This window comes from Clostridium sp. B9 (assembly GCF_050509515.1).
Lineage (GTDB): Bacteria > Bacillota > Clostridia > Clostridiales > Clostridiaceae > Sarcina.
Window position 1 is genome coordinate 1,793,699 of record NZ_JBNWKA010000003.1, and the last position, 21,964, is coordinate 1,815,662.

At 29.2% G+C, this 21,964-nt stretch carries 14 protein-coding genes; 9 read left to right on the plus strand and 5 right to left on the minus strand.

What is annotated here, in order from left to right; genetic code table 11:
- The first annotated feature begins 77 nt into the window (after positions 1-77).
- Genes ACQZHJ_RS08175 through ACQZHJ_RS08185 form a run of 3 tightly spaced genes read left to right on the plus strand, consistent with a single transcriptional unit; the run spans position 78 to position 8,745 of the window.
- Positions 78-4,892, plus strand: a complete 4,815-nt coding sequence (locus tag ACQZHJ_RS08175; protein WP_430485057.1) for a DUF7507 domain-containing protein — start codon at positions 78-80, stop codon at positions 4,890-4,892.
- Positions 4,893-4,908: 16 nt separating this feature from the next.
- Positions 4,909-7,680, plus strand: a complete 2,772-nt coding sequence (locus ACQZHJ_RS08180; protein WP_430485059.1) for a DUF7507 domain-containing protein — start codon at positions 4,909-4,911, stop codon at positions 7,678-7,680.
- A gap of 42 nt (positions 7,681-7,722) precedes the next feature.
- Positions 7,723-8,745: a DUF3794 domain-containing protein gene (locus tag ACQZHJ_RS08185; RefSeq protein WP_430485060.1), complete on the plus strand. Its 1,023-nt coding sequence runs from the start codon at positions 7,723-7,725 to the stop codon at positions 8,743-8,745.
- 30 nt (positions 8,746-8,775) lie between these two features.
- Here the strand turns inward: ACQZHJ_RS08185 and ACQZHJ_RS08190 are convergent, their stop codons facing one another.
- Entirely contained in the window at positions 8,776-9,801 is a 1,026-nt protein-coding gene (locus ACQZHJ_RS08190; RefSeq protein ID WP_430485061.1) for a lactonase family protein, read from the minus strand.
- A gap of 173 nt (positions 9,802-9,974) precedes the next feature.
- Here ACQZHJ_RS08190 and ACQZHJ_RS08195 point away from each other — a divergent pair, with 173 nt between their 5' ends.
- Positions 9,975-11,924, plus strand: coding sequence for a GTP-binding protein (locus ACQZHJ_RS08195; protein WP_430485062.1), 1,950 nt, complete (start codon positions 9,975-9,977; stop codon positions 11,922-11,924).
- Between the two features lie 176 nt (positions 11,925-12,100).
- The gene (locus tag ACQZHJ_RS08200) at positions 12,101-12,454 is read left to right on the plus strand and encodes a hypothetical protein (protein ID WP_430485063.1); all 354 of its coding nucleotides are present in this window, start codon (positions 12,101-12,103) and stop codon (positions 12,452-12,454) included.
- A 73-nt stretch (positions 12,455-12,527) separates the two neighbouring features.
- Here the strand turns inward: ACQZHJ_RS08200 and ACQZHJ_RS08205 are convergent, their stop codons facing one another.
- The 3 genes from ACQZHJ_RS08205 to ACQZHJ_RS08215 all read right to left on the minus strand — a co-directional run bounded on the left by ACQZHJ_RS08205 (position 12,528) and on the right by ACQZHJ_RS08215 (position 16,324).
- Entirely contained in the window at positions 12,528-14,525 is a 1,998-nt protein-coding gene (locus ACQZHJ_RS08205; protein ID WP_430485064.1) for a KUP/HAK/KT family potassium transporter, read from the minus strand.
- A gap of 316 nt (positions 14,526-14,841) precedes the next feature.
- Complete coding sequence (locus tag ACQZHJ_RS08210; protein WP_430485065.1) at positions 14,842-15,354, minus strand: ferritin; 513 nt, start codon at positions 15,352-15,354, stop codon at positions 14,842-14,844.
- Positions 15,355-15,508: 154 nt separating this feature from the next.
- A complete protein-coding gene (locus ACQZHJ_RS08215) occupies positions 15,509-16,324 on the minus strand; it encodes an AraC family transcriptional regulator (protein ID WP_430485066.1) in 816 nt (271 codons plus the stop codon).
- Positions 16,325-16,493: 169 nt separating this feature from the next.
- Here ACQZHJ_RS08215 and ACQZHJ_RS08220 point away from each other — a divergent pair, with 169 nt between their 5' ends.
- The gene (locus ACQZHJ_RS08220) at positions 16,494-18,329 is read left to right on the plus strand and encodes a beta-N-acetylhexosaminidase (RefSeq protein ID WP_430485067.1); all 1,836 of its coding nucleotides are present in this window, start codon (positions 16,494-16,496) and stop codon (positions 18,327-18,329) included.
- A 204-nt stretch (positions 18,330-18,533) separates the two neighbouring features.
- Positions 18,534-18,998 carry a hypothetical protein gene (locus ACQZHJ_RS08225; protein WP_430485068.1) on the plus strand — a complete coding sequence of 155 codons (465 nt, stop codon included), beginning with the start codon at positions 18,534-18,536 and terminating at the stop codon, positions 18,996-18,998.
- Between the two features lie 124 nt (positions 18,999-19,122).
- On the opposite strand, the gene ACQZHJ_RS08230 is transcribed toward ACQZHJ_RS08225, so the two are convergent.
- Positions 19,123-19,872, minus strand: coding sequence for a Tim44 domain-containing protein (locus ACQZHJ_RS08230; protein ID WP_430485069.1), 750 nt, complete (start codon positions 19,870-19,872; stop codon positions 19,123-19,125).
- Positions 19,873-20,249: 377 nt separating this feature from the next.
- Between ACQZHJ_RS08230 and ACQZHJ_RS08235 the strand changes: the two genes are divergently transcribed.
- Positions 20,250-21,122: a Rossmann-like and DUF2520 domain-containing protein gene (locus ACQZHJ_RS08235; RefSeq protein ID WP_430485071.1), complete on the plus strand. Its 873-nt coding sequence runs from the start codon at positions 20,250-20,252 to the stop codon at positions 21,120-21,122.
- Positions 21,122-21,949, plus strand: a complete 828-nt coding sequence (gene panB, locus ACQZHJ_RS08240; RefSeq protein ID WP_430485073.1) for a 3-methyl-2-oxobutanoate hydroxymethyltransferase — start codon at positions 21,122-21,124, stop codon at positions 21,947-21,949. Before ACQZHJ_RS08235 ends, panB begins: the two co-directional genes overlap by 1 nt.
- Positions 21,950-21,964 lie beyond the last annotated feature (15 nt).

Genomic DNA, 21,964 nt, shown 5'->3' on the forward strand with positions numbered 1-21,964 from the left:
TAGATTCTTTTATCAACTAAGAAAAGGTATATTCATATAATGATTTATATAATATGCATACTTAGGAGTGATGAGTATTGTCAGCCCAAATTCAAGGAATAGTCTTTAATGATTTAAATAAAAACTCTCAATATGATGTAGGTGAACCAGGCATAAGTGGAGCTTATTTAGTTTTATATGATTCTTTAAATGGAACTTGTATAAGTACTCCAAGTGATATAGATGGAACTTATTCTTTTATAAATATAACTGTTGCAGGAGATTATTTAGTTTATGAAACAGTTTCAGACCCTGGTGGAACATGTCCTCCAACAGTATTTACTCAGCCAACAGGTTTTACAGAGTCAAACACTCCAAGGACAGTTCCCATAAACATAACTCAGAGCAATATAGATAATAATGACATTATCTCAGATATTAATTTTGGACATGAAATTAATACTAATACATTACCATGTAACACCACTGCTATTCAATTTGCAGGATCACCTGTTACAACATGGTACAACATAGATCTTATAACTGGAGAATCAGTACCTCAAGGTGGGTTAAATCCTCCAACAAGTGTAAATGCTATAGGATATAATACTTTAGATGGATTTTTATATGGATTCGACCAAGATAATATGAATTTAGTTAGGATTGACTCTTTGGGAAATATAACAATTCTAACATATCCTAATGGACTTGCTAATACTGGATATAACGTTGGTGGAATGGATGATAAGGGATATTTATATCTTTATAACACCGATAGAGCAAGGTTTTATGTGATAGATTTAATACCAGACTCACCAACTTATTTAAAGTTAGTAGATTCAACCAATAACTATGAAGAACAAACATCTAATTATGGAATTCTCTTAGATCCAGGTGGAATAGATATTTATGATTGGGCGTATAACCCGCTAGATAATTCATTGTATAGTGTTAGAGCGACAAATGGAAATGTTGTTAAAGTAGATGTAGCTACAGGGGATAGAACAATCTTATCTACTAGTCCTTCGCCAGATGGATTATTTGGAGCTGTTTTTAGTGATGCTGATGGATATTTATATGCTATTAGAAATAGCACAGGTGTTGTCTATAGATATACTATTAATGGAAGTAGTGCAACAAGTGAAGTATTTTCAAAATCTGCAAGCTCTAATAATAATGATGGAGCATTTTGTGTAAATGCACGTATTTTAACAGATTATGGTGATGCTCCAGATACAGATACAACAACACAAGGACCTGGAAATTATAGGACTCTTTTAGAAAGTGATGGGCCTAGACATGGGATTATAAATATATTGACTTTAGGAACTCAAGTTACAGCAGAAGTAGACGCATATGAAGATACTAATGCATTAGGTGATGATACATTTCAAGGAATTCAAGATGATGGAGTAACATTTCCTTTAACCAATATAGCTTCGAATGCAAGTAGCTATACTCTACCGATTTCTGTGTTGAATGATACTGGAAGTACAGCTAATGTATATGCATGGATAGATTTTAATAAAGATGGAGTATTTCAGACAAATGAAGGTGTTACTACTACTGTAGGGACTAGCCCTTCAAGTCAAAGTATAAATTTAGTCTTTACAAATCCTACAATACCATTAGATCCTGGAAATACATTTGTTAGAGTTAGAGTTACGACTGATAGTTTAACCAATACTGGAGGCGCTACAGATGAGGATCAAAGAAGTTTTGGACCAGCAAGTGATGGAGAAGTTGAGGACTATGAAATAATTATAGAAGATACACAAATAGTTAGTGATAAAGATGTTAATAAGGTTTATGGAGATGTAGATGAAATAATAACATATACAGTAACACTTAATAATCCTGGGACCTTAACTATAGAAAATGTACTCTTTCAAGATAGTACTCCTACTGGAACCACTTATATTGGAAATTTATCAGTTGATTCAAATTACTCAGGAACAGCTCCAGATAGTGGGTTAACCATACTTCAAATCAATCCAGGAGAAACAGTAACAATATCTTGGCAAGTTCAAGTAAGTGGAGTGATTCCAAATCCGAATCCTATAGAAAATATAGGGAATATAACTATACCAAATCTTACAAACACAACTACAGATACTGTTAGTACAGAAATTAGGAATGCAGATTTATCAGATGTACAGAAAAATGTAGATAAGGATTATGCTAATGTAGGAGAAGAGATAACTTATGAAATAACTTTTAATAATACTGGAAATATAGATGCAGATAATATAGTTATTGCTGATGCTATTCCAAATGGAACTACCTATGTAGCAAACTCGCTGACAAGCACGGTAAATGTAACTGGAGATCCAACAAGTACTATAAGTTTAGATGATCCATTGATATCTGGTGGAAGTGTAACTTTAAGTTTCAAAGTGTTAGTAAATGAAATACCAATCCAAAATCCAATACAAAATCAAGCAAATGTATCCTATGAATATTTAGTAGACCCAGTTGGCAACCCCACAACTGATAATCATGATTCAAATATTGTAGAAACGGAAATTAGAAATGCAGATTTATCAAATATAAACAAGGAAGTTGATAAATCATATGTTGAGGTTGGAGAAGAAATTACCTATACAATAACCTTTACTAACAGTGGAAATATTGAAGCTAGTAATGTTCAGTTAATTGATTCTATACCTCCTGGAACTACTTATGTAGCTAACAGCCTAGTTTCAAATGTTTTATTTACAGGTGATCCAACTGGAACTATAAATATTACAAATGATGTTTTAAGTGGAGATGTTGTTAGCTTTTTATTTAGAGTTTTAGTTACTGAAGTTCCAACACCTAATCCAATTTCAAATATGGCAACAATAAACTATGAGTATTTGGTAGATCCTTTAGGGACTCCAGTGACTGACTCTCAAGATACTCAAACAGTTACAACACAGGTGAATCATGGAGAAATAACTTTAACTAAAGGTGTTGATAAAAACTATGTTGCAATTGGAGAGGATATAGAATACACTGTTGAATTTACCAATACAGGTAATGTTCCTCTTTCTAATGTAAGCATAACTGATTTAATTCCACCTGGAACTAATTATGTAAATGGATCATTGGCAGCTAACGTAGGAATATCAGGAAATCCAAATAGTAGCGTAAATTTAACAAGTCCTGTTGCAGTTGGAGAAACTGTAACTTTGACTTATAGAGTAAGAGCTAATAGTATTCCAAGTGAAAATCCAATAAATTCTCTGGCACAAGTTTCATATAACTATATTGTAGATCCAGCGACACCTCCTATAAATAACATTATGGATTCTAATACCGTATTAACTGAGGTTAGAAATGCTAGTCTATCTGGTATATCTAAAACAGTTGATAAGGTTTATGCGGATTTAGGGTATGAATTAGCTTATAGTGTAAGTTTCACCAATTCTGGTAATGTTCCAGCAAATAATGTTGAATTAGTAGATATAATTCCAAATGGAACATCTTATAAAAATGGAACAGTTACTAGCAATGTTGCTTTTAGTGGCACACCTGATACAAGTATAACTCTAACCAATCCTGTTTTGCCAGGTGAGACTGTTCTTGTTGTTTTTAATGTTTCTGTAGATAGTATCCCAACACCAAATCCAATGCCTAATTCAGCAAGTGTAAATTATGAATTTACAGTTGAGCCAAATAACAATCCAATAGTTGTCACTAATAATTCTAATACTGTAAATACGAGAGTAAATCATGGGGAAATATTGGCATTAAACAAGAGTAGTAATACCGACTTTGTTAATGTATTTGGAGAAATTGAATATACCTTGACATTTACTAATACAGGAAATACATCTGTTCAAAATATTACTATAGTAGACCCTGTTAGGAGTGGAACAAGCTACGTACCAGGTTCTTTAAATGTAAGTGCACCTTATACAGGTGATTTAAATAATGGAATAGTCATAACAGCACCAATAGCTCCAGGAAGAACTGTAACGGTAACTTATAGATTAAGAGTAAATGAAATACCAGATCCAAATCCTATTCCTAATATTGCTACTTTAACTTATGATTATATAGTTAACCCTTTAGAACCACCAGTTCAAGGTGCCGTAGACTCTAATTTAGTTGAAGTAAGAGTTAACCCAGTTTACTTGATTAAGAACTGTTCGCCAGAAGAGGTTGCCTTATGTGACATTATAACTTATACAATAACCATAGTTAATACTGCTGAAGTTGAAATTAATAATGTAGTATTTTATGACTATATTCCTAATGGAGTAGAATATGTAGATAGTTCATTTAATGGAGCATTCTTAAATTTGGTAAACGAGAAGGATTTATTAACCGGAGTTTTAATAGGTACAATTCCTGCAGAAAGCAGTAAATCAATTTCTTTTGAAGTAAAATTGATAGAAATTCCATGTGAAGAACCTTTGGTTAATGTAGCTAGTGCTTATTATGAAGCAGAATTTCAACCAGGAATTATAAGTAGAGTTCCTAATAATAGAAGCAATCAGTGCTCCATCAATATAAAGAGAATAGGTTTTACTCAAGGACTAAAAGAAGGAACAATAACGCTTGATGAAGATGCCTTTGATATTGAATCAATAGTTGATTTAAGAGCTTGTTTAGAGTGTATAAAATATGAGTTTATAAAAACACCTATAGGTAAAAATATTAGTAATCAAGAACTAAAGGGTAAAAAGCTTTCAATTTATAGTGAATTAAATTTATTTTTACAGTATGTGGCTTTAAATAGGGAACAAAGCATAAATACAGTTAATAAAAATAAGGTTTTATGTGATTATATAGTCTTACCAGACTTAGAATACAAGCCATGTGATATAGAGGTTTCATATGAATTTGAGAATATAAGTTATGAGCTTGTTGATGAAAGAACTATACATTATTGTATAACTTATATAGTTGAAAGTGGAGTTTAACTAAGGAGGTGAAGAAATGGCTGATATTTCACCAATAAAAATTAGTAGTAAAGCATTTGCTGATATTGGAGAAGAGATAGTTTATACTATAAGTTTTACTAATACTGGAACAGTAGAGGGGGAAAATATAGTTATAACTGACCCTATACCAAATGGTACGAGTTATGTGTCAGGGAGTATTAATTCTAATGTTTTAATAACAGGAGATCCTACAAGTTCTATAAGTTTAAATAATAATTTAGCTCCAGGTGGGTTATTTACTGTAAGTTATAACTTAATTGTAAATAGCATTCCAACACCAAATCCTATTATAAATATAGCTACTGTTGACTATAGCTATGATTCTTCTGGTACAACCATTAATGAAAGTAGAGATTCAAATAGTGTTTCCACAGAAGTTAGACATGCGGAAATAACTTCTATTTCTAAAACTAGAGATTTACCATATGGAGATATAGGAGATGAAATAACTTATACTTTAGACTTCACTAATTTTGGGAATGTAGATGCTGAGAATATAGTAATTACAGATATAATTCCAAATGGTACTACCTATGTTGGAGGAAGTATTTCTTCTAATGTTAGTATTACTGGAGATCCAACAAGTACAATAATATTAGATAATCCACTAGGACCAACTGAAAGTGCTACAATCTCATTTAGAGTATTAATAGATTCGATACCAAATCCAAATCCAATCCCAAATAGTGCTAGTCTAGATTATGAATATACAGTAAATCCATCTGAAAATCCAGTTCAGGTTACTTTAGACTCTAATGAGGTTTTTACAGAAGTTAGACATGGTGAAGTAGCTGATGTTGTAAAGCTTGTAAATAAAAGCCTTGCTGATATTGGTGAAGATATAACTTACACGATAAGTTTTACTAACTCTGGGAATATAGATATAGTCAATGTAGAACTAATGGATGTTATACCTAGTGGAACTAATTATGTCGATGGAAGTATAAGTTCTAATGTAACCTTTTCTGGAAATCCAACCACATTTATAAGTTTTAATAATCCAATAGCTCCTGGAGAAAACGTAATATTAACTTTTAATATAAGAGCTTTTGAAATACCAACTCCTAATCCAATACCAAATACTGCTACTCTAGAATACGAATATAATGTGGATCCAGGTAATCCTAATGTATCTGATTTAATAGATTCTAATACTGTTTATACTCAAATAAATCATGGAGATTTAGAACCAGTATCAAAAAGTGTAGATAAAGTCTATGCAGATGTAAATGAAGAAATAGAATATACTATAAGCTTTACCAACACAGGTAATGTAGATGTGGAAAATATAGTTATAACTGATCCTATAGCTAATAAGACAAGTTATGTACCAGGAAGTATTAGTGGGGATGTTGGTTTTACAGGTGATCCAACAACAACAATAAATTTAACCAGTCCATTAGCACCAGGGGATACGGCTAATATAAGCTATAGAATAATTGCTACGGATATACCAGATACAAATCCTCTTCCTAATTCTGCTACAGTAAATTATGATTATGAAGTTGATTCGTTAGAAGGATTAGTAAGTGCAGCAAGAGAGTCAAATACTGTATTTACACAAATAAATCATGCTGAATTTGAGCCAGTATTAAAATCTAGTGATAGGTATGTTGTTCAAGTAGGTGAAGAAGTTGAATACAAAATTACATTTACAAACAGTGGAAATGTAGATGCTAGGGATGTTGTTATTACAGATCCAGTTAGGGCTAGTACAAGATTAGTTGCTGGATCATTAAATGTAAATGTTTCTTATACTGGTGATTTAGATAATGGGATACATTTAACAAATCCAGTGGCGCCTAATGAAAGTATAACTATAACCTATAGACTATTAATTTTAGAAGTTCCAAATCCCAATCCAATACCTAATATAGCTAGTACAAATTATAACTATATAGTTGATCCAAATAAAGCACCAGTTGATGCTATAGATGATTCTAACCTTGTTGAAATTTTTGTTGTACCAATTGTTATACTTAAAAATTGTTCTGTAGAAGAGATATCATTAGGTGAAATAATAACCTATAGTTTTGAAATAACAAATTATTCTCCTATAGATGTAGCTAATTTAATGTTTTTTGATAATATTCCTAGGGGAACAGAGTTTGTTGAAGGGTCATTTATTGGGGATTCTATAGGAATAGTTACTGGAGCAGATTTAGAAAATGGAATTAACCTTGGAACTATATTAGCTGGAGAGACAAAAAATATAGAGTTTCAGGTCAGATTGGTATGTATTCCATGTCCTATAGAACTTGTAAATTTAGCTTCTTTAGAGTTTAGTGGAGATTTTTTAGAAGGTTTTATTAGGAATCTAGTTGCTACAAGCAATGAATGTGCTATAGATATAATTTTAGCTGGTTTTAAGGAAAGTAATTTTAATGGCATAATTGATTTCTATGATTATTTAAGAGAGGTTAAGGAGATTATAGATGTTCAAGGAGATATAAGCTTTGGGGAGTACAAAATAGTAGAATCACCTATTGGAGTTTCAAATGAAAATCAGATGATTACGGGAAAGAAATTAATAGTACCATCGTATCTATGTTTAAGAGTGTGCTATATAGGATATGAGGAGGAATGTAATATATATGAACTTACTATAGAACTTCCTTTATGTAACTATATTGTTATTCCAGATATAGTTGATGAATGTTATTGCAAGATAGTTTTAGTAGGTGAAATAGAGTATATTTACTTTGAAGAATTAGAGGGAAACAGAATGTTTTTTAATGTTGTCTATTTAATTGAAAGCGGAATATAGTCTTTATAAGGAGTGGAAATATTAAAAATAGGAGTGAGTTATATGTATAATAAATTACCATGTGACTATACTAATTTGAATAAACAGATTGATTATATATATGAAAACAAGAGGTTTCCAGATAATCCAACAACTTTTACTCAGTTTATTTCAGAAGAAAGATTTCATGTTCCTTCACAAAAGCCTGATATAGAAAGCATAACGAGAATTGATGCAAAGGTAATAATAGAAGATAAAAAACTAATAGAAACACCAGTTGGGTCTTCCTTAGAAGGACAAGGATTAACTGGATATAAGCTAATAGTAAGTGGATATATAAATTATAATATTATATATGTATCCAAGAAATTAGAACAGTCTCTTCACTCTTTTAGAAAGAAAAAAGAATTTTGCAAATATATAGTGCTTGAAAATAAAATTGATTCTCCTGAATTTATAAGAGTAAATACATATATTGAAAATATATGTATGGTAAATTTTAATGAGAGGAGTCTTGATATATGCTTAGCTTTATTTTTAGATGTTGAACTTTGTCCTGCTTGCTTTAGACAAAATAAAAAAGCCTGTTTTGAAGGGTGTAGTAGTATAAAAACTATAGGGTTAGCTAAAAAACTTCCAAGTAATCCTATTTATTTTAAAGAAACAACAGTTTCAAAGAAGCTGAAAATTCCATCACTAAAACCTAATGCTAAATATATAAAAAGTATAAGTTCAAATGTGAAAATAATAAGTGTTAGAGCTATAGATACAAAGGAAAAAACTTCTTATGAAGGACAAAATTTAAGTGGATGCAAATTAATAGTAGAATTTAAAACTGAGGATTTAATTGTTTATACAGCTGATAACGAATTGGAATCTATTCATTCTGCAAGATTTGAATGCTATGATAGTGCATTTATAGTAATTCCTTGTGAGATTGATGGATATTGTATAGAGGGATTGTTAGAAGAAGATAAAATATGTGTTAAAGCATATATAGAAGATATATGTATTAAAAATATAGATGGTAGATATTTAAACAGATGTTTAACTTTATTTTTAGATGGAGAAGTTAAGTGTATATAAAAAATGGGAAGAACATATTCTTCCCATTTTTTACAAGAATTTTATACAAGTTGGAGCTGGAACATTAATTTCTTTGTTTATAAGTTTTAAAGTTCCATCAGAATTTCTTGAATAAATTGTTAAGTTATCTGATTTTTGATTTGCTATTAATAAAAATTTTTCACAAGGACTTAATGTGAAATCTCTTGGAAAATCTCCATATGAGCTATAGTGGTTTATTAGTGAAAGTAGACCACTTTCTTCATTTATTCTAAATGCAGTGATTCCATTGAAACCTCTATTTGATACATATAAGTAACTGTTGCAAGATGTTATTTTAATGGCTGAACCATAGTTTTCGCCTCCAAATCCATTAGGTAGAACATGATTGTACTGAACTAACTTAAATCCTTCTTCACCTAGATATTTGAGTATTATTATTTCAGAACTATTTTCACATATTACATATGCAAATTTTCCATTCTTTGAAAATTCTATATGTCTAGGGCCACAGCCTTTTGTGCATTGAAAACTTAAATCATCTAAATAAGTAAGTTTATTTCCGTTATTAATTCTAAATAGTTCTATTCTATCCATTCCAAGATTAGTAGAGCATATAAATTTACCGTCTGGTGTTAATGTAGAGTAGTGCATTTTAGAATTGTCCTTATGTACAAATGATGATAAACTTGTATCAATATCTAATGAATCATTTAAAGAATAAGTATTTATTGATTTTTCATGATAATTACTTGAAATAATAAATGATTTCTCATCTTTATTAATTAAGTTTATATGGCATGGTGCTTTTCCTTGTAATAAGCTAGCACCAGTTAATTTTAAGGAATAATCCTCTTCTATATGAAAAGAAGCTACGCCTCCTAAAGTATCTAAAGAAAATGGGTTTCCTACTGTATATAATTTGTTTTTATTTATGCATAAGTAAGTTGGGTTACCAAATCTAGCTACTAATGATAGTTCGATTACATTTCCACTATCATTATCTAAGGATAACCTATATATACCTTCACTAGCCCCATTAGTGTAAGTACCTATATATGCAATAGATGTATTCATTCTTCCAAGCCCCCTCTGACTTAATATTGTTAAATCTATATAGTATATTGTATGATATAAGATATATGTTAACAAAAAATATAAATTATATTAAATATTAATTGTTATACCATATAAAAGTAATTTAGTAAAGGTATTATGATATTTTTGAAACGTAATAGTGGAGGAATACTATGAGAAAGACAATAGGAATCTTAGCTCACGTTGATGGTGGGAAAACAACATTTTCTGAGCAATTATTATATCATACAAAAAGTATAAGAAGTAGGGGAAGAGTTGATCATAAGAACTCTTATTTAGATAATAATGAAATAGAGATGGAAAGAGGTATAACCATATATTCAGAAGTAGCCAAATTTAACATTGAAGAGGATGAATATTATCTTATAGATACTCCTGGACATATAGATTTTTCTCCAGAGATGGAGAGGGCTGTAAGTGTGTTAGATTATGCAATACTTATTATAAGTGCTGTGGAAGGTGTACAAGGACATACAGAAACTATATGGGAGCTTTTAAATAAATATAATGTTCCAAGTTTTATATTTATAAATAAAATTGATAGGGAAGGCGCGGATGTTACTTCTACTATTAGCGAAATTAAAAGTAAGTTAAGTTCTAATGCAGTGTATTTTAATAGTAGTGAAGAGGAACTAACAGAAGAGACTTTAGAAGAAATAGCGGAGAAAGATGATGAACTTTTAAATTTATATTTAGAAGGTGAGTTAGATAATAAAAAGGCATTAGTAAGTTTAAAGACCATGATTAAAAATCTAGAAATAACACCTTGTTTTAGTGGATCAGCTCTTTTAGATAAAGGATTAGTTGAATTTATAAATTGGTTTCATAATTTAACATACACAGAGTACTCTAAAATGGGAGAGTTTAAAGGGAGAGTATTCAAGGTTAGATATGATGAAAGAAATACTAGAATAACATTTATAAAGGCTTTACAAGGAAGTCTAAAAACTAAGGAAGAATTAGTTTATTTAAAAGAAAATGAAGAGATAAGAGAAAAGATAAATGAAATAAGAAGCTATAATGGAAATAAATTTGAACTTGTAAATTCCATAACTGCTGGAGAAATATTTGGAGTTTCTGGTATAAAAGATTTAGAATCAGGTGATGGAATAGGAATGGAAAATATAGATTCATATGATATGATTCCAACTTTAAAATCAAAAGTAATTTATAGAGAGGGATTAAATCCAAAAGATGTTCTAGGTTGGTTTAGGATATTGGAGAGTGAAGATAAAAGTCTTAGGGTTACTTGGGATGAGAGATTAAAAGAAATTCATGTAAATATAATGGGGCAAGTTCAGATAGAAGTACTTAAAGAAGTTGTGAAAAGTAGATTTAATGAAGAGGTTGAATTTGGAACACCAGAGATTTTATATAAAGAGACAATTGGAGAAAGCTTAATAGGGTATGGTCATTTTGAACCATTAGGCCATTACAGCGAAGTTCACTTAAAACTTGAACCTTCAACTAGAAATTCTGGAATAAGTTTTGAAAATAAATGTCATGCAGATCATTTAACTACTGGGAATCAAAATTTAATTAGAACTCATATTTTTGAATGTGAGCATAGGGGAATACTAACAGGTTCTCCAATTACAGATATGAATATTATACTTTTAACTGGAAGAGCACATAATAAGCATACTAGTGGTGGAGATTTTAGGGAAGCAACTAAGAGAGCCTTAAGACAGGGATTAGAAAGTGGAGAAAATATTCTTTTAGAGCCATTTTATAAGTTTAAAATAGATGTTGATATGAATCTAATAGGAAGAGTTATGACTGATATTCAAAAATTAAATGGTGAGTTTAAGGAACCTTTAATTAAAAATGATAGAGCTATAATAGAAGGAAGAGGCCCTGTAGCTACTTTTATAAATTATGGAATGGAGTTTCAAAGCTTTACTAAAGGTAAAGGTGGCCTAAGTTTAAAATTTGATGGATATGATTTGTGTCATAATCAAGAGGAAGTAATTGAACAGAGAGGCTATGATAGAAATTCTGATATAGATTATACGTCAACCTCCATATTCTGTTCAAAAGGTCAAGCATATTTAGTGAAGGGTGAAGATGCAAAAGAACATATGCACTGCTTAGATAAATAGGTTAGACAATTACAAATAGCATAGTTTATAATTAAGTAAAGTATTAGAAAATAGATTTATTTTAAAGATGTGCTGATTTCAGTAAATTTTTAAGATTAGCTTATATTTCTATCTAAAGTCAGCAGTGTTTAAAGTAGAATCTATAAATATACCATAAGACTATATGAGGTGAAAAAATGGAATTAGTAAACATTTATGAAGAATACGTAGAAGTAAATAAAAACTACGTTGATTTTATAGAGGAATTAGTAAATAAAAACTTTGAAGGATTTAGTGAAGACTTTGTAATGAGTAATTTAGAAAACTTTCAAAATCAAATAGGAGATTTAAAGTTAAAAGCTGATAGCTTAGAGGTAGAGGAAGAAAATAAGAATAACTTAAATGATTTATGTTATTTAATAATGGACACACTGTTCTTAACTTTTGATTTAAATAACTTCTATAAATTAAAGGAGTTTGAAAGATTTAAAATGAGATTTGCAAACTATATAAACAAAAGAATGAGAGATGAAAGAATAAGAGAGTTTTAATAACTACTTTTTAATTGAGTATTTTTATTTTATAAAAGGCTATGTTTTTATTTAAAGCATAGCCTTTTAAATATTACTTATGAACACGTGTTAATTCTGTATATTCTGTGGTTCCTATTATTAGAGGAACATTTTCTATTTCTATTTCACTTGATTCAAGACCAAACCATTTGGCTGGAGAAACTGTAAATTTCTTTATGAATAGTTTTGCTCTAATAACCATTGAATCTAATGTTCTTATATGGCTTTCAGATGATAATATTTCATTTATTAAAGTAAATCTAAAATCTCCAACTCTTCTGTGAGGTAGGGTAGAGTATTTTTTGTTTTGAACTCTAATATCTCCATTATCCATAAGTTCACCAACTATTTGACGAAGAAATACATTAAGCTTTTGATTAACTCTAAATCCAAGTTTAAGCTGTACTTTTACAATATAGTCTGTACCAAAGGTGTTTACAGTATATTCTGCTGTGTAAGGCTCATCAGTAACAACTACATTTACAAACCAATATACATCTGCTCTTTTAGGCCTTTTATCTAAAATAGAGTACATGATTTTTCTCTCTATTCTCTTAGATTTTTCAGAACTTGTAAGATAAACTAAGTTTGTAGCATATTTAGGTCTATCTAAATCATTTTTAAGTTCCTTTAACTGTTCTTTATAGTTTTCTATAGGGACATAATCTAATAAACTCATTTTTATATAATGTCCTTTTATCCATATGTACATAATGCTTAATATGCATAAAGCTATTAAAACAGACACAAATCCACCTTTTTCAAATTTAACAGCACTTGATATTAAAAAGGAGGTTTCTAAAGTTCCAAAGAATAGTAATACAATTAAAGCAATTGGTTTTGGAGTTTTCTTATTTAATAAATAGTTAAATAGTAGTATTGATGTCATAAGCATTGTAACTGTTATTGAAAGACCATAGGCAGCTTCCATATTATCAGAACTTCTAAAATATAAGACTATAGCTATGCATGCAATCCATAATATTTTATTTATAGATGGCATATAAATCTGTCCCTTAGAGTTTGAAGGGTAAAGACATTGAAGTCTTGGGAATAGATTTAACTTAATTGCTTCTGAAACCAAGGTGTATGAACCTGAAATTAAAGCTTGAGAAGCTATTATAGCAGCTAAAGTTGAAATTATTACCCCAAATAATAAAAGCCAATGAGGCATCATTTGAAAAAATGGGTTTAAGTTTTCTACAGTATTTAAATGCTTATCGCCTCTAACTGATAGAATCCAGGCTGCTTGTCCAAAATAGTTAAGAAGCAAACATAACTTAACTAAAGGCCAAGTGAGGTAAATATTTTTTCTTCCAACATGTCCAAGATCAGAATAAAGTGCTTCAGCTCCAGTTGTTGATAAGAAAACACCACCTAGTATAAAGAATCCTAAATGATTATAGGGACTAAATAATATTTTTATAGCATAATATGGAGATAGTGCTTTTAAAAGATAAAGGCTATCTGACATATTAGCTATTCCAATAATAGCTAAGAATGCAAACCAAATAAACATTACAGGTCCAAAAATCTTACCAACTATTTCAGTTCCAAAGTGTTGTATGAAAAATAAAAAGCTTAAGATTATTATAACGATTGTTATGATTATATCTTGATTATTTCCACAAATACTATTAAAGCTTGGAAGTACTTTTAATCCTTCTATAGATGAAGTAACAGTAACAGCAGGTGTAAGCATTCCATCTGCTAATAAGGCAGAACCGCCTATCATGGCAGGAATTATAAGCCATTTAGCTCTACGACGAACTAGTGTATAAAGTGAAAATATTCCTCCTTCACCTTTATTATCTGCTTTTAAAGTTATTAAAACATACTTTATTGTCGTTAATAAAGTCATTGTCCAGAATATAAGAGAGAGTACACCAAGGATAAAATCTTGGGTTACACTAGCTAATCCCCCGTTTCCATTTATTATTGATTTCATAACATAGAGAGGAGAGGTTCCAATATCTCCATAGACGACTCCTAATGCAATTAGAAATCCTCCTAATGTGATTTTTTTAATAGATTTCTTATTAGTACTCATTTTAAATACTTCCTTTAATTTTAAAAATATTATAATTACGTTTAAATTGATTAAATATTAATAAAATATTAATGTGTACACAAAATATTTAAATTTAATAAGCTTAATAGTAGCACCATTAGGTATTGCTGTAAAGGAATTTAAAAAAAGAAATGAAATAGGTTTTATGAAACATTTACATTAGAAAGGATTGTTAAAATTTGAAATGTTTTTTTATAAAAAATTCAATGATTTCCCATAAAATTTCCACTTAAAAAATGAAAAATAGCTATAAAAACAAGTGAATAATCAAAAGTTTTCATAGCTAATAATAAAATTATTTTGTAGTTGTAGGAGGAGTAAATACTCTTGTAGCTAATTCATCATCCATCATATAAAGAGCAGCAGGATTTCCTTCTGATCTTCTAACCTTTTTTAGTAGTGAATGGAAATTGTTTTCTTCTTCAACTTGTTCATCTATGAACCAATTAAGTAAACTCATAGTAGCATGTTCTTTTTCCTCAAAAGCAACATCAGCAAGTCCATATATCCTTTTAGTAACTAATTGTTCATGCTCATATCCTTTTTGAAAGGCTTCTATTATGCTGTTAAACTCTAGGTTTGGACCTTCTATTGCTTCTAATTTAACAACTCCACCTTTTTGGAATATGTAATCATAGAATTTCATAGCATGGAATAATTCTTCTTGAGCTTGAACTCTAAAAAAGTTTGCAAATCCACTTAAATCAACTGATTCTGCATAAGCAGCCATTGCTAAATAAGTGTATGATGAATAAAATTCAAAATTAACTTGTTCATTAAGTTTTTCTAATAAATTTTCGCTTAACATATGTGTACACCTTCTTTTAAAGTTTTGTTTTATGAAAATATTCTATTACTATTACGTAAATTAATCAAATTAATTAGTAAATATTATTAATTAAAATTCAAAATCTTATAATAATAGATGGTTAAATCTTTCCTATGCTTCAATATACTCTTAATTAGGTAATATTATCTTTAGATGGAAGTATTCCCATGTGTTTCTTGTAGGTTTTGGAGAAGTATGATAAGTTATTAAAACCACTCTTATAAGCACTTTCAGAAATATTATACCCTTTATAAAGCATTAAATTCTTAGCGTTATAACAGCGTATATAATTTATATAGTCTAAAATAGTACTACCTGTAATCTCTTTAAATGTTCTGCAAACATAATATTTACTAAATGAAACATGAGTACAAATATCATCTATGGATATGGGGGTATTAAAATTTTCTTTAATAAACAATATTATTTCTTTTATCATATCTATTTTATTTGAATTTTTGGTCGGTACATTAATATTTTCTTTTTGAATATAGTTTCTATGAAGATGAATTAATATTTGAATAACCTCACTTTTGATAAGTTCTTTAAAAAACATATTGTTATTTTTAAATTCATTGTCTATTGATATAAATTTAGTTTTTATAAAGTTATCAGTTATTAAATTATTAAAAATAGAGCTTTCAGGGAATATATCCTTATCTAATATACTTTTATCTATTATTAAGCAGTAATACTTGCAGTATTCATTAATAGTTTCTATTGAATGTAGTTCATTTGAATTAATAATAACAATATCATTAGTAGAGGCTTGTATAATTTTATTATTACAATATATTTTGCCAATACCATCTAGAAAATAAAGAATTTCTATACTGTCATGATAGTGCATAAGGAAGCTTGGACGATTAGAATTTAAGTGGTCACAATGAAATATTATAGGAAACTTTGGATCTTTATGTATGTGATTTTCATATATATAATTACTCATAAATATCTCCTTAAAGCAATATTGTGTTAATTTAAGGCAAAATACTTCCTTAAAATTAAGTTTTATTGATATATAATTATAGTAAACCTTTAACTAGGTTAATTATATTATGAAATTTTAAAAGAATAAAGTGAATATTTTATTTCTTTATTATGAGGGGGAAGCAATTATGCACTTAATACCAAGACCAAAGAATATTGTTGAAAAAGAAGGAAGTTTTTTAATAGAAAGAGATTGTGAAATTATTATAAGTAATAATCTTAGCTTTAATGAACTTAAACTAGCACTTTCTATTCAAGAGGAGATAGAAAAATATTTAGGTTTTAAGGTTAATATAAATAAATTATTTAGTGAAAAAGATTATAAGAATTCAATTATACTTACAAGTAATATTTTTGATAATAAGGAAGCATATAATTTATCTGTATGTGAAAGCAATATTATTATAAAAGGAATGAGAGAAGGATTATTCTATGGTGGGCAAACTCTTAAGCAGTTAATAAGGGAATATGGTGCATGTATTCCTTGCTTAGATATAAATGATGAACCATTTTATGCTCATAGAGGGTTCTATCATGATGTAACAAGGGGAAAGGTTCCTACTTTAGAAACTTTAAAAGAATTGGTAGATAAAGCTGCTTTTTATAAATTAAATCAGCTTCAGTTATATATTGAGCATACTTTTGCCTTTAAAGGTATGAGTGAAGTATGGATGGATAAAGATCCTTTAACAGCAGAAGAAATATTAATATTAGATCAATATTGTAATGAAAGATGCATTGAGTTAGTTCCATCATTATCAACATTTGGTCATTTATATGAAGCACTAAGAACAGAGTCATTTAAAGATTTATGTGAGTTAGAAGTTAGAGATGAAAAATATTCTTTTGTGGATAGAATGGCACATCATACTTTAGACGTTACTAAGGAAGAAAGCATAAAATTTGTTGAGGATATGCTTATGCAGTTTATTCCTCTATTTAGTTCAGAGCAATTTAATATTTGTTGTGATGAAACTTTTGATTTAGGTAAAGGAAAGAGTAAAGAGCTTGCAGAAAAAGTTGGAGTAGGAAAGATATATACTGACTTTTTAAATAAAGTATATGAAATTGTTAAAAAGTGTAATAAAAAGGTTATGTTTTGGGGCGACATAATAGTTGGATATCCTGAACTTTTGAAGGATATACCAGAAGATTTAACTTGCTTAACATGGAATTATCATCCACAAGCTAATGATGTAGCAACTAAAATAATATCAGAGCATAATAAGATTCAGTATGTTTGTCCAGGTGTTGGTGGATGGAATATGATGATGAATCTTATGGAAGGTTCATTTAGTAATATAAGCAGAATGGTTTCTCATGGAAAGAAATATGGAGCGATAGGTGTTTTAAATACTAACTGGGGAGACTACGGAAATATAAACTTATTAGCTAACTCAATACCATCTATGGCATATGGAGCAGCTATCTCATGGAATCCTGAAGAAGGAGATTTTAATGATATGTTTAAATCAATTTCTCTTATAGAGTTTGGAGATATGTCTATGAATGTTGTTTCTCTTATGGATAAGCTATCTAAAAATCAGGTTGCTGGTTGGGGAGAACTTGTTAGATGGAAAGAAAAATTTGAAGAAAAAGAAGAAACCAGAGAAGAGATTGAAAATATAGATTCTAAGAAGGTATTTGAAGGTTATAAGGATGCTGTTGAAGTAAGAAAAGAGTTTACCAAGCTTCTTAGAAATGTTGATGATAAAGAAGCTATGCAAAGCTTTATAATATCAGCTAAAGGATGGGAACTTATAGATAAATTCTTCTTAGTTTTATTAGAAGAAGAGTTTAGAAGAGAAAGATTATTAGAAATAGACAAGATTAAGTTAGCAGAGGAATTAGAACTTTGGTTCTGTGATTATATAACTATATGGAGAAAGAAAAACAAGGAAAGTGAACTAAATAGAATAAGAGAAGTTATAGTTTATGTTTGTTCATATTTAAGAAATCACTAGGTCATAGATTATACTTCAAGAAATTATTAATTTATATATAGCTCGTAAACCAGATATAAACTTAATATTAAATAAAAATAGGATTTACTTTAAAAGCAACGCTAAACAAATTAGCATTAAAAGAGTATAATATTTTATAAAGTATATTTACTTTGTTGATAAAAAAGTGTTTTATATTAATTGGTATGAAAGAAGGTAATGAATATGAATTATTGGCAAATATCAGCAGAGATAGGTAACACAAACCTAGTAGACATATTCTTTGATTTGGGAGTTGCTATTGTTGGCCCTGGGGATAAAGGTAATTACTTTGACAACAAAGAAGAATATGAACTATTAGAAAAAGAAAGTTCTTTAATTAAAAAGTTTGCAGAAGAAGTTAAGGTAGGAGATATACTTATTTTAAAACAAATAAATTCTCATGATGGTAGCTTCACTATTGTTGGAGTTGGAAAAGTAACAAGTCCATATAGATTTGAACCTATATTCGATAAAGTCGGAATAGATAGACTTCCTATGCAGCATTGTAGGAGGGTTAAATGGTATATTCCTACAGATGGATTAGTTCTTGATAAAGAAGGAATTAACATTGGATTACAAAAGCTAAAAGAAGATAGCCCATTAAAAATAAAGGCACAAGAATTTATAGATGAATTAAAAGAAGAATAAAAGTAAAGCTCTGTTTTAAGTGAGTGTTGATTATCTTATAATATCAATATTAGTTCAAAACAGAGCCTAAAAATAAGGAGTTGTATCAAAATAAGTTTTATTATTAAGTTTTGATGAGAACTCCTTATTTTTTTTGATTATTAAAGAAGTTAGGAGAAACCTCATCAATTTGTAGAATTGTATCAGCTAGCCACTTTCCATCTTTTTTTATAAATTTCCAAAACTCTTGAAAACTATTACCCATTGAAGGATCACCATCGGTTATAATATTATCTTTTTCATTAATAGTATAATCAATCATTCTAGCCTCCAATAAAACCCAGATATAGTCATCTCCATTTTCATCATTTTCCACTGCAACCATAGGAATAACTTTTTTTAACTTTATGTTTTTTAATATATTTTTTTCACCACGTAAAGCCATCCAGTTCATTTTTACTGTATGAGTGTTATAGAAATCTTCTGTCATTAGATGTCTAACCGGTGAATAATCTCTATTCATCCATGCTTCTTGAATAAGAGGAAAGGAATCTTCTATTTGAGTTTCTATTTCGCAAAAATTCCAAGCAGGATCATTTATTTCAAGTTCATTTAAATCAGCTAGTATTTTTTTTCTGTTTGATATAAGTGTAACGGTAGAAATAGAATTATTTTTTTTATTTATAAACAAGAATCCACCTAAGAAAACAATCATCCCTATAAAACCAACACCAGATGATGAACCACTACCTGAAGAACTACTAGAAGAGGAACCACCGCCTCCACCACCTCCGCCTCCTCCTCCCCCTCCACCTGCACGACTTAAGACTTTTGTAGATGGGATTAAAAATATTAAAAGTAAAAAAATACATATAAATCTTTTTATATTTTTCATGTCAAATCCTCCAAAATTATTTATAGAGTATTAATTACTACAAAAAAATATAAAATCCTTTAAGTTAATGAAATATTAAAAAAATCATATGCTTTTTATTTAGTGACTATATTTTAAGTTTGTAAACCATATATTAGAAAACAGCTCTGATTTAAGATATAACTAAACTTTAAAGCAATAACAAAGAATTTATAGAATGAAATAGAATTTTCAGATAATTTAAACTTTTTATTGAAATATTGATAAAAATTGTAAATAGTGATAGTGTTTTAGGTGGATGATATTTTTTTATAAGTCATACCATTAATTTATTTATATTTATGTTTAATTTAGACACTCAATAGAAATAAGAAGATAATATTGCACTCTTTTTGGAGGTGATAATTATAAGAATAGGTTTTATTGGTGCAGGTAAGGTTGGATTTACCTTTGGAAAATATTTTAAAGAGAATAATTTAAATGTATTAGGTTATTTTAGTCGAACTGTAGACTCATCTTATAGAGCTGCGAATTTTACTAAAACTAAACAATTTCTAAAGTTAAAAGATCTTATTAACATGAGTGATATTATTTTTATAACAACAGGGGATAATTCTATACCTATTGTTTGGAAAGAAATAAGAGAGTTGTCTAAATGTGGAGAAGTATCTATAGATGGTAAAATTATTTGTCATTGTAGTGGTTCTCTAACATCTAATGTCTTTTCTAATATAAGTGAATACAATGCGTATCCTTATTCAATTCATCCATTATTCGCAATTTCTGATAAATTCAATTCCTACAAAACTTTGAAAGAAGCTTTTATAACTATAGAAGGCCATAAAAAATATTTGAATTATTTTAAAAGCTTATTTGAGAACTTAGGAAATAAAGTTCAAATTATATGTGGAGACAATAAAGCCTTATATCATGCATCAGCTGTCATGTGTAGTAATTTGGTATTAGGTATTATTGAATGTTCTATTAAAAATTTAACAAAATGTGGTTTTTATGAGGATGAGGCAAAGGATGCTTTATACCCATTGATAAGCTTTAATATTGATAATATTAAAGAAAATAGCATAGTAGAAAGTCTTACGGGTCCTTTAGAAAGAGGAGATTTAGATACAATTATAAAGCACTGTGAAGTTTTAAATAGAAATGATCAAAAACTCTACAAGGTTCTTTCAAAGGAAGTTTTAGGAATTGCTAAAAGAAAAAATAAAAATAGAAATTACGAAAATATTGAGATGTTTTTAGGAGAGGAATAATGAAAAATACAGTTGTTACATTTAGAGAAAGTAAAAATAAAGGGGAAAAACTTAGCATGCTAACTGCTTATGATTATTCAACAGCTAAGTTAGTTGATGAAAGTGAAGTAAATGGAATACTAGTTGGAGATTCTCTTGGAATGGTTTGTTTAGGATATGAAGATACATTATCAGTTACTGTAGAGGATATGATACATCATACAAAAGCTGTATCAAGAGGGGTTAAAAACACATTGGTAGTTGCTGATATGCCTTTTATGTCTTATCAAAGTGGTATTCATGATGCAGTAGTAAATGCAGGAAGATTAATAAAAGAAGGAAGAGCACATGCTGTAAAACTAGAGGGTGGAATTGATATGTGTGACAGAATAGAAGCTATAGTTAAGGCATCAATTCCAGTTATGGCTCATATTGGATTAACACCTCAATCTGTTAATGCTTTGGGAGGATTCAAAGTTCAAGGGAAAAGTGAGGATGCAGCTAGAGCTTTATTAGAATCAGCTAAGGCGGTGGAGAAGGCTGGAGCTTTTGCAGTTGTTTTAGAGTGCGTTCCACATAGATTAGCTGAATTAATAACTAAAGAAATAGGAATACCTACAATAGGAATTGGTGCTGGTGCTGAGTGTGATGGACAAATATTGGTTTATCAAGATATGTTAGGTATGTTTAAAGAATTTACTCCTAAGTTTGTAAAAAGATACTGTGAAGTTGGAGATATGATGATAGGAGCCTTTAATGAATATTCTAGGGAAGTAAAAGATAAAGTTTTTCCAGATTCTAGTCATGCTTTTAAAATAGATGAAGAAGTAATAGAGAAACTATATTAAAAGGATGGAGTAATT

Coding starts and splice junctions, on each gene's coding strand:
- ACQZHJ_RS08180 (WP_430485059.1), top strand. CDS start 4,909: ATGGCTGATATTTCACCAATAAAAATTAGTAGTAAAGCATTTGCTGAT.
- ACQZHJ_RS08185 (WP_430485060.1), top strand. CDS start 7,723: ATGTATAATAAATTACCATGTGACTATACTAATTTGAATAAACAGATT.
- ACQZHJ_RS08190 (WP_430485061.1), bottom strand. CDS start 9,801: ATGAATACATCTATTGCATATATAGGTACTTACACTAATGGGGCTAGT.
- ACQZHJ_RS08195 (WP_430485062.1), top strand. CDS start 9,975: ATGAGAAAGACAATAGGAATCTTAGCTCACGTTGATGGTGGGAAAACA.
- ACQZHJ_RS08200 (WP_430485063.1), top strand. CDS start 12,101: ATGGAATTAGTAAACATTTATGAAGAATACGTAGAAGTAAATAAAAAC.
- ACQZHJ_RS08205 (WP_430485064.1), bottom strand. CDS start 14,525: ATGAGTACTAATAAGAAATCTATTAAAAAAATCACATTAGGAGGATTT.
- ACQZHJ_RS08210 (WP_430485065.1), bottom strand. CDS start 15,354: ATGTTAAGCGAAAATTTATTAGAAAAACTTAATGAACAAGTTAATTTT.
- ACQZHJ_RS08215 (WP_430485066.1), bottom strand. CDS start 16,324: ATGAGTAATTATATATATGAAAATCACATACATAAAGATCCAAAGTTT.
- ACQZHJ_RS08220 (WP_430485067.1), top strand. CDS start 16,494: ATGCACTTAATACCAAGACCAAAGAATATTGTTGAAAAAGAAGGAAGT.
- ACQZHJ_RS08225 (WP_430485068.1), top strand. CDS start 18,534: ATGAATTATTGGCAAATATCAGCAGAGATAGGTAACACAAACCTAGTA.
- ACQZHJ_RS08230 (WP_430485069.1), bottom strand. CDS start 19,872: ATGAAAAATATAAAAAGATTTATATGTATTTTTTTACTTTTAATATTT.
- panB (WP_430485073.1), top strand. CDS start 21,122: ATGAAAAATACAGTTGTTACATTTAGAGAAAGTAAAAATAAAGGGGAA.